At 56.9% G+C, this 2,772-nt stretch carries 2 protein-coding genes, 1 tRNA gene and 1 pseudogene; all 4 read right to left on the bottom strand.

Features of this window, described 5'->3' with window-relative positions; genetic code table 11:
• Positions 1 to 514, bottom strand: a pseudogene (locus AXE65_RS03500) (hypothetical protein); the annotation flags it as partial.
• Positions 480 to 935, bottom strand: a complete 456-nt coding sequence (gene dut / locus AXE65_RS03495; protein ID WP_068388171.1) for a dUTP diphosphatase — start codon at positions 933 to 935, stop codon at positions 480 to 482. The gene dut and the pseudogene AXE65_RS03500, both read right to left, overlap by 35 nt.
• 2 nt (positions 936 to 937) lie before the next feature.
• Positions 938 to 2,161 carry a bifunctional phosphopantothenoylcysteine decarboxylase/phosphopantothenate--cysteine ligase CoaBC gene (gene coaBC, locus AXE65_RS03490; RefSeq protein WP_068388168.1) on the bottom strand — a complete coding sequence of 408 codons (1,224 nt, stop codon included), beginning with the start codon at positions 2,159 to 2,161 and terminating at the stop codon, positions 938 to 940.
• Between the two features lie 38 nt (positions 2,162 to 2,199).
• Positions 2,200 to 2,289 (bottom strand) — tRNA-Ser (locus tag AXE65_RS03485).
• Between the last annotated feature and the right edge of the window lie 483 nt (positions 2,290 to 2,772).

Here is a 2,772-nt window from a genome sequence, read left to right as displayed (position 1 = left end):
AGACTAGGCGCAGCATGCAGCCAATGTGTACAACCTTGGCAAATGCGGAGGCGACGTATGGCGAAATTTTGGGCGCAGCCCGAAGGGACGGGGCAGATTTTTCGCGCTGCTGTGTTACTCGTCGCTCATTTGCAATAGCAAACTTCGCTTCTCGCGCCTTGCCGCGCGAAAAATCTGCCTCCGCCTTCGCCACGTTTGAAGCGGGAGCAGACCCTATTGTAGCCGCGAAATACAGCAGCGGCACGGGCGTAAGGCCAAGGTCAATCACTTGGCAGCCGCTGGCCAATAAGCCTTGCTGCAATGCCTGCATCAGCGCGGGGCTGGACAGTCTCCCGTCGCGCGCGACCAATACGCGCGCCTCGCCTGCGCGCTGGCTGGCTGTGCCAATGGCGCGGCCAATGGAAAAGGCCGTGCGGGTATCTAAATCCTGCCCAACGATGCCGCGCAGGTCATAGGCACGAAACAGGCCAGGCGGCAGGTTAATGCTGGCCGGAATGCCCAAAACCGCCCGCACCGCGTGTGCTTTTATCAAAGCTGTCGACCAACTCAAGCTGCGCTTGCAGCACCGGCACCAGTAGCAGTTGCGCGATACGCTCGCCGACTTTGAGGCAAAACCTGTGGTTCCCGCGGTTCCAACAGGAGATTTTCAGCTCGCCTTGGTAGTCCGAATCAATCAGTCCCACCAGATTGCCCAGCACAATGCCCTGCTTATGCCCCAAACCGGAACGCGGCAAAATCAGTGCGGCCAATCCAGGGTCGCCAATATGAATGGCAAGACCGCTGGGGATAAGCAGGGTTTGCCCAGGTTCAATCAGTGTGTCCTGTTCGAGCATGGCGCGCAGGTCAAGTCCGGCCGAGCCGCAGGTGGCGTAAGTGGGAAGCGGAAAATCGCGGCCAAGGCGTTTATCGAGGATTTGGGTTTGCAGTTTGTGCATGGTTAAAAGCTCCCATTTATGGGAGAGGGCAGGTGACTTGCAATTAGACCCATTAACTGGCGGGCAATTTCAGATTTGCGGGCTTTATCCAAGCGGGTTTGCTGGCCTTGGCGGTCAATCAGAGTGACGGCGTTGTCGTCACTGTTAAAGCCAATATCGCTGCGTTTGACGTCATTGGCGACGATTAAATCCAGGTTTTTATCGCGTAGTTTGCTTGTGGCGTGTTCCAGCAGGTGCTCGGTTTCAGCGGCAAAACCGACGCAAAACGGCCGGTCTTTACGCTGTGCCAAGGTGGCCAGAATATCGGGATTGCAGACCAGTTGCAGCCGTAGGCCGTTTGGGTTTTGCGGATTTTTTTTAAGCTTCTGCTTGGCTGCGGTTTGCGGGTGGTAGTCGGCGACGGCGGCGGCGGCAATCAGCACATCACAGGGCATGGCCGCTTCACAGGCTTTGAGCATTTCGCGTGCGCTTTTCACATCCACGCGCTTAACCCGCGCGGGCGTGGGCAGGTGTACTGGGCCTGCAATCAAGGTGACTTGTGCGCCCGCTTCGGCGGCGGCACTAGCCAGCGCAAAGCCCATTTTTCCGGAACTATGGTTGCTGATATAGCGCACCGGGTCGATGCTTTCTTGGGTGGGGCCGGCAGTAATCAGCACGCGCAAACCGGCCAAGACTTGGCGGGCAAAACAGCTTGCCGCGAGCGCTGCGATTTCAGCGGCCTCCAGCATTCGCCCCACTCCGATGTCACCACAAGCCTGGCTGCCTACTGCCGGGCCAAATACCTGTACGCCGCGGCTTTGCAAGAGTGCGAGATTGACTTGGGTCGCCGGATGGCTCCACATCGCTTGGTTCATGGCTGGAGCGAGCGCCACTTTGGCCTTGGTTGCAAGCAGCAACGTGCTTAACAGGTCATCGGCGAGACCGTGCGCGAGCTTGCCAAGGCAGTTCGCGCTCGCCGGTGCAATCAGCAGCAAATCCGCCCAACGAGCGAGTTCGATATGCCCCATGGCGGCTTCGCTTTGCGCATCGAACAAATCCACATAAACCGGATGGCCGGACAGCGCCTGCAAGGTCAGCGGCGTGATAAAGCGCGTGGCGGCCTGTGTCATCACCACCCGCACAGTCGCGCCCTGCTCGCGCAGACGACGCACCAGTTCGGCACTTTTATAGGCTGCAATACCGCCGGTGACACCCAGCACAATGCGCTTTTGCTGCAATGCTTGCATAACGGCCTTTGCGGTAATCAGGCAATCGCCTGTGATTGTGGCGGTGAGGGAGGGATTCGAACCCTCGATACAGTTTCCTGTATACACGCTTTCCAGGCGTGCTCCTTCAACCACTCGGACACCTCACCATTTTCGCGGCGCACCCTTGGGCAGGGCGGCGCGGGGGCAGTAATTTAGCCTAAGTGGACGTTAAAGGCAAAAGTTATTGCAGGGGCTGTTCCCGTTTCAAACGTGGCGAAGGCGGAGGCAGATTTTTCGCGCGGCAAGGCGCGAGAAGCGAAGTTTGCTATTGCAAATGAGCGACGAGCAACCCAGCGGCGCGAAAAATCTGCCTCGTCCCTTCGGGCTGCGCCCAAAATTTCGCCATACGTCGCCTCCGCATTTGCCAAGGTTGTACACATTGGCTGCATGCTGCGCCTAGTCTGGCGAAATTTTGAGCAGCAGCGCGGCTCGCGTTTGAAACGGAAACAGACCCTAAGCTATTTTCTTACTAAGTTTTCACAAAGTAAAGTCATTTTTATATAGGGTCTTAGGAAGCAAACATGTTTTTATGGCATGATAACTTCCTGATATGACTGGTAAAAATAGGTACTTCAAACGTTCGAAAATCA

Origin of the sequence: Ventosimonas gracilis, from assembly GCF_001580025.1 — a bacterium.
Classification (GTDB): domain Bacteria; phylum Pseudomonadota; class Gammaproteobacteria; order Pseudomonadales; family Pseudomonadaceae; genus Ventosimonas; species Ventosimonas gracilis.
Note: the sequence above shows the minus strand (reverse complement) of the source record. Positions and strands in the feature narration are given on the sequence as shown.